The sequence below is a fragment of the Hymenobacter defluvii genome, assembly GCF_017589435.1.
Classification (GTDB): Bacteria; Bacteroidota; Bacteroidia; order Cytophagales; family Hymenobacteraceae; genus Hymenobacter; species Hymenobacter profundi.
This window is the reverse complement of sequence record NZ_JAGETX010000044.1, coordinates 1-5,878: the sequence shown is the minus strand read 5'-3', so window position 1 is coordinate 5,878 and position 5,878 is coordinate 1. Positions and strand designations below refer to the sequence as shown.

Here is a 5,878-nt window from a genome sequence, read left to right as displayed (position 1 = left end):
ACATTCGCAGCGTAGGCACCACTCGTTTGCTAAGCATAGGCATTGCGGCTGTTTCCGCCATGATGCTAGGTGTACTCGTAGCTTCAATCTATACCCGCCAACTGCAAGTCAGGTAGCAATCTGGTTGAGCACCAGTAGCGTATGTCTACTTCAGTTATTCGGAAACCTACTGATAGTCTACGTTCTGGTAGAAAGTTTTTACCTGATTGCAAGGACTTCATTATTTCATTTTTATAGATTACTAATGGAGTTAGACTTAATGCAACTGTATGAGCAAGAACGGCTCCTGGAGGTACGCGCGCTGGATATTCTGGATTCTGCACCAGAAGCGGCATTCGATAAAATCACGCAGTTGACGGCCCAACTATGCGCTGCTCCTATTGCGCTGATCAGCTTCATCGACGAAAAGCGGCAGTGGATTAAAGCGAAAACTGGTCTGGAGCAAGTGGAGTTAGTCCGACAGGGGAGCTTTTGTTCCTCTACCATCATGGAGGAAGGCATCTTCATGTTAGAAGATGCCAGCGCCCACGAGCTGTTTCGCCACAACGAGCTGGTGAACGGCCCGATGAAGATTAAATTTTACGCGGGTTACCCTCTCAAATCAGTCGAGGGATATAGCGTCGGAACGCTCAGTGTGCTGGATACCCATAAGAGAACGCTCAGCCAAGACCAGCAACTAACTCTGCAGCTACTCGCCGCTCAAGTGGTCCAAGAACTAAAATTCCGTCAGACGCATAAACAGTTGACTACTGTACAGCATCAGCTACAATTGATGGAAAGTCGATTATTGGCCGCCGATGACACGCTGGCGGCAAGCGAAAGCGACTCAACGACCCGGCAAGATCGGGTGGATTTTATTGCTGCCCTAGCGCACGAAATTCAGCAGCCGTTGGAGTATGTAGTGGAGCACATAGAGATAGTGCTACAGGAAAACCAACTAGAACCAGGAGCCAAGAATATCCTTCGCTCTATTCAGTCATTCCTGCAGAAAACGCAGGCGACGGCTCGCAACGTTTTCGAACTGAATGCTATGGAAGCCGGAAAGCTCAAACTTAATAAAAGCCGATTTTTATTAAAAGACACCCTCAAGCAGCTACACCGGTCCTTACTAGCCAGAGCTACCGAAAAGGACCTGCGTTTCGAACTGGATATCAACTTAAGTGTTCCTGATGAAGTACGGGGTGATGGAGCCCGCTTGCAGCAGATACTCTTCAACGCCCTAGACAATGCGTTTATGTTCACTGATCAAGGCAGCGTCAGGCTGGCAGTAGATGTCGTTTACCAGTCGGACATAGACTGGGTGTTAGAGTTCATGATAACCGATACCGGAGCCGGTATGAGCCTTGAGCAGCAAGGTGTTGACTGTGAGAATTTTCAACTGGGTAATGCCACCGGCAGCCAATATGGCCTGGGGCTGGCTACCACCAGAAAACTGATTGAGATGCAGGGCGGCCAGCTCTCCATTACCAGTACGCGCAATAAAGGCTCCGTTCTGGCCTTCCATCTCCGGTACGAGGAGCCGCTTGGGCGCCCAAGCGTGGCAGAGGAGTAAAAGTCTCGGCTGGGAAGTGAAAGCCGCTACGCCCAGTGTATATTACCAGTCAGTAACTTATAATAATCTGATCAGTAATCATCTACCGCCCTAGTTAGCAATGAAGGAAATCGAGGATGCCTGCTTAAAGGAAGCTTTGTTAGAAGAGAAGATTCGGCATCTGGAGCGGCAGCTACGCGATGAAATGGACCTTAAGCAGACGTTACTGGCGAAGCTTGATCAACAAACACTCTTCCTAAAGAAGCTCTCCGAAACGGTTCCCGTAGCCCTGTATATTCGCCACGTAGCTCGCCAAAATGATACGCTGCTCAACGACCGGCTATGCCACATGCTGGGCTATGCGACGGCAGACATCCAGCAGTTCAGAGGGCAAGTGCTGCATACCCTATTGCATCCGTACGATAAGACCCGGATGGAAATGCACTACGAGAAGCTCCGTGCCTTGTCTGCGGGAGATATCGTGCAGACGGAGGTCCGACTCCGAAGCAAAGATCAACAGTGGCAATGGGTCAGAATCCGGGACACGGTATTTACCAAGGACGAAACAGGAGTGAAACGGAGCATCGGGTCTATCGAGGATATCAGCGAGGAAAAAATCTTCACGGAAAAGCTTACCGCGCAAAAGGAATTCTACGAAAGTATTCTCAATAATATCTCTGTTGATATTGCAGTATTTGATCCGCAAGGCACTTTCCTGTTCGTGAATCCACGGTTTATTCAGCAGCCGGAAATCCGGGAGTGGGTGGTTGGCAAAAGTGCTGAGGAATACGGTCGTTATCACAACCAAGATGAAGGGTTAGCGACCTATCCCCACCAGCAATTTCTAATGGCCACTACGACCCGGCAGGAAGTGAGCTGGGAGGAATGCTATGCGGCACCCGAACAACCCACTGCTTATAAGCTCCGAAAGCTGTACCCAGTGCTCAATGAGCAGGGCGAAATTACAGTAGTTATCGGCTACGGCCTAGATATTACGCCGCAGAAGCAGGCGGAGCTACAGCTGCGCAACCAGCAGGAGCTTACGGAGTTGGTTATTCAGAAAAATCCTAATCCCATTGCTGTCAAAGACGAAGCCGGCCGGTATATTCTGGTTAATGATGCCTACGCCCACTTATACGAGCTGGAGGTACCTGACCTGTTGCGAGATCGGCTGACCCTGGATTACTCGTACGCGCGGGATCTTGAGATTCTGAGCGCCAACCAAAAAACCAGCTTCGAAGAGCTATACCGGGTTTCAAAAGATAAGAAAGCGTGGTATCATACCACTAAAGCTCCCTTCGCTACCTCCGATAACACCCGCTACCTATTAACCATCTCCTCCGAAATCACGGTGCTGAAGCAGGCCCGGCGGGTGGCAGAAGCCTCAGCCAAAGCGAAAGAGGTATTTCTGGCTAATATGAGCCACGAAATCCGTACGCCCATGAACGGCATTCTAGGCATGGCGCGGCTCCTGAAGCGGAGCGAGCTGGCGACCCTGCAGGTGGAGTACTTGGATAGTATCTTGGCAAGCGCCGAAAATCTACTGGTCCTGCTTGACGACGTACTGGACTTTGCCAAAATCGAATCCGGCAAGATCAGCTTGGAACGCATTCCTTTCGACATCTCGGCTACCCTGCAAAGCGCAGTTAACTCGCTACGGTTCAAGGCTGAGGAAAAAGACTTGGTGCTGGAAGCGCGACTGCCCACCGATAGCCTGCCCACCGTACTAGGCGACCCGTTGCGGCTAAGCCAAGTGCTGCTGAACCTGATTAACAACGCCATCAAATTTACCAGTTGGGGCCATGTCGCTATTGGAGTGGAAATAGAGGAGAGGGTAGGGGAGATAGTGTACTGCAAATTTTGCGTGGAAGACACTGGCATTGGCATTGCCAGTGACAAGTTTGATCACATCTTTGAAAGCTTTTCACAGGCCGACAGTAGCACTACGCGTCTGCACGGCGGTACCGGGCTGGGGCTTTCCATCTGCAAAGACCTGATTGAGTTACAAGGGGGACGAATCTGGGTGCGTAGCACGCCGGGGCAGGGCAGCTGTTTTTATTTTACGCTGCCTTATTCCATCAGCAACGAGGCTCCTGCCAGCAAACCGGAGCCAGTGCTGGTACCGGGCGCGTTGCAAGGACTGCGGGTGCTGCTGGCCGAGGATAATCATGTCAACCAGCTACTGGCGGTAGCGCTGCTACAGTCGTGGGCCGTGGATGTGGAGTTGGCCGAGAACGGCGAACATGCACTGGCCAAGGCTCAGGCAGTGCCCTACGACCTGATTCTGATGGACATCCGGATGCCACGCCTGAGCGGTACTCGGGTAACGGCGCATTTGCGTGAGCAACTCAACCCCAACCAGCACACTCCCATCATTGCACTGACAGCCAACGCGCTGAAACAAGAGGTAGAGTCTTACGCCCATTCGGGTTTTACGGGGTATTTGGTCAAACCCTACCACGAAACTGATTTATATGTAACGCTAGCCCAGCACACGGGGCGGGTAACGGAAAAGCAGGCTGCTCTTACTCTCCAAAAGGTTGTTTCAGGCAATGCTCTGTATGATTTCTCGGGGTTGGGTAAGCTGGCCCAAGATGCCGATTTCGTGGCGAAAATGCAGCAGGTATTTATCCGCACCGTGCCCGCTCAGCTGGATAAGCTTACGCAGGCCATTGCGCACCACGATTGGGAGGCCGTCGCGAATATCGCTCACACTCTAAAGTCAACCTGTGGCAACCTACGAATTCGAGAGGCGGAAGCAGCATTAAAAAATATTGAAGAAATGCCGCACATGGCCGCGCAGCCCGAACAACTAGCTGCTTTTCTGCATACTGCCCGTACGCATACGGCCTTAGTCGTGGCCGCTTTTATGGCTCGGCTGGAAGCATGAGCAGCCTCAAGGGCTGCTCATGCTTAACAAATGAACAAACTAAAGATGTACTGTCATCAAGTACCTTTTCCTGAAGAGTGGTTCGTCAGGCAGCGTCAACCGCATAGGCTTGAGCTGTATTCACTTGAGTCTCTGTTGTAATCATTTTCTGTACTTCCTGTCAAAGCGCAGTAGAACTATTACAATATTTTTTTATATACTATAGTGATAATGTTATATTTTATGTTTTTCTTGCAGAATTATATGATCACATTAAAAGAACGCGTTTTCAGCTGAATGATCCTAATTCACAGGTTACTATGAAGAAAAGACTACTTATTGTGGACGATGAGCCTTCCATTCAGTTGATTCTAGAACACTATTTTTCATCTGCTTACGAAGTGATTCTGCATGCCAATGGACAGGAGGCCATAGAGTGGCTACAGCAGGAGAATACCCCCGACGCTATTATTGCGGATTATACTATGCCCGTTATGGATGGCCTGGATTTTATCAAGCAGGTACGCGCTAGCCCGCGGCATTTACATATTCCTTTGGTAATGTTGTCGGGGAAGGATGAAACCAGCATCAAAATTAAGTGTCTGAAACAAGGTGCTGATGATTATGTGGTCAAGCCGTTTAATCCGGAAGAGCTAGAACTAAGAATTAAAAAGTTATTGGCACGGGTCAAAATTTAGATTACGACTGCCTAGTATCTCCCCGCCCTATTCTTCTTACCCTAGTTCCCACGTTCACATCGTGCACCACCATTTACTTATTTGCTCATGGATGCAAGTATTGATGACTCCCTATTTACAAGGAACATTCGTAGGAGTTCTCTCCCTCAGTTGCAAGAGCTGACGGATAGCGAAGTTGCTGTTGTAGCAGAACTGAAGCCCTACACCTACTCGCTGCGTTTCCCGTTGAGTAAGCGGATCTTCGATACCATTTTTGCGGCAGTCGTGCTGGTATGCCTAAGTCCGTTGTTCCTGCTAGTCGCCTTACTGATCAAACTGGAATCCAAGGGGCCGGTTTTCTACTACTCCTACCGGGTAGGAGCCGGCTACCGGATCTTCAAATTCTGGAAGTTTCGCTCGATGCGGCCGGATGCAGACCAATTACTGGCATCTATGAAGGACCTGAATCAGTACCAGGCCCCGCCCAAGGAAGAAAGTTTCTTGCTTTCTTCTCTCTGTGCTACCTGCGCTGCCGGTGGAACTTCGTGCCAGCAGCAACTGATTGATAGCCAAGGAAAAATAATTTGCGAAAGCCAGCACAAGCTTGCTAAGAAGGGGGAAATCGGAGCAACGTTCATTAAAATCGTGAGTGACCCACGCGTAACCCGAATTGGCAAGTTCATTCGCAATACCAGCATTGATGAGTTGCCCCAATTCTTCAATGTATTGCGTGGTGATATGTCTATCGTCGGCAACCGGCCGTTGCCGCTGTACGAGGCGGAAAAAATTACCACAGACCAG

Annotated in this window: 4 protein-coding genes; all 4 read left to right on the top strand. The window is 50.0% G+C overall.

The annotated features are described in order from the left end of the window. Positions 1–244 precede the first annotated feature (244 nt). Positions 245–1,552, top strand: coding sequence for a sensor histidine kinase (locus J4D97_RS22570; RefSeq protein ID WP_208309559.1), 1,308 nt, complete (start codon positions 245–247; stop codon positions 1,550–1,552). 100 nt (positions 1,553–1,652) lie between these two features. Then, complete coding sequence (locus J4D97_RS22565) at positions 1,653–4,421, top strand: ATP-binding protein (protein ID WP_208309558.1); 2,769 nt, start codon at positions 1,653–1,655, stop codon at positions 4,419–4,421. Between the two features lie 299 nt (positions 4,422–4,720). Further along, entirely contained in the window at positions 4,721–5,098 is a 378-nt protein-coding gene (locus tag J4D97_RS22560; RefSeq protein WP_208309557.1) for a response regulator transcription factor, read from the top strand. 87 nt (positions 5,099–5,185) lie between these two features. Continuing rightward, on the top strand, positions 5,186–5,878 hold a 693-nt coding region (locus J4D97_RS22555), incomplete at its 3' end, for a sugar transferase (protein WP_208309556.1).

What these genes read in the sequence shown, in the direction of transcription:
- J4D97_RS22570 (WP_208309559.1), top strand. Translation starts at nt 245, where the DNA reads ATGGAGTTAGACTTAATGCAACTGTATGAGCAAGAACGGCTCCTGGAG.
- J4D97_RS22565 (WP_208309558.1), top strand. Translation starts at nt 1,653, where the DNA reads ATGAAGGAAATCGAGGATGCCTGCTTAAAGGAAGCTTTGTTAGAAGAG.
- J4D97_RS22560 (WP_208309557.1), top strand. Translation starts at nt 4,721, where the DNA reads ATGAAGAAAAGACTACTTATTGTGGACGATGAGCCTTCCATTCAGTTG.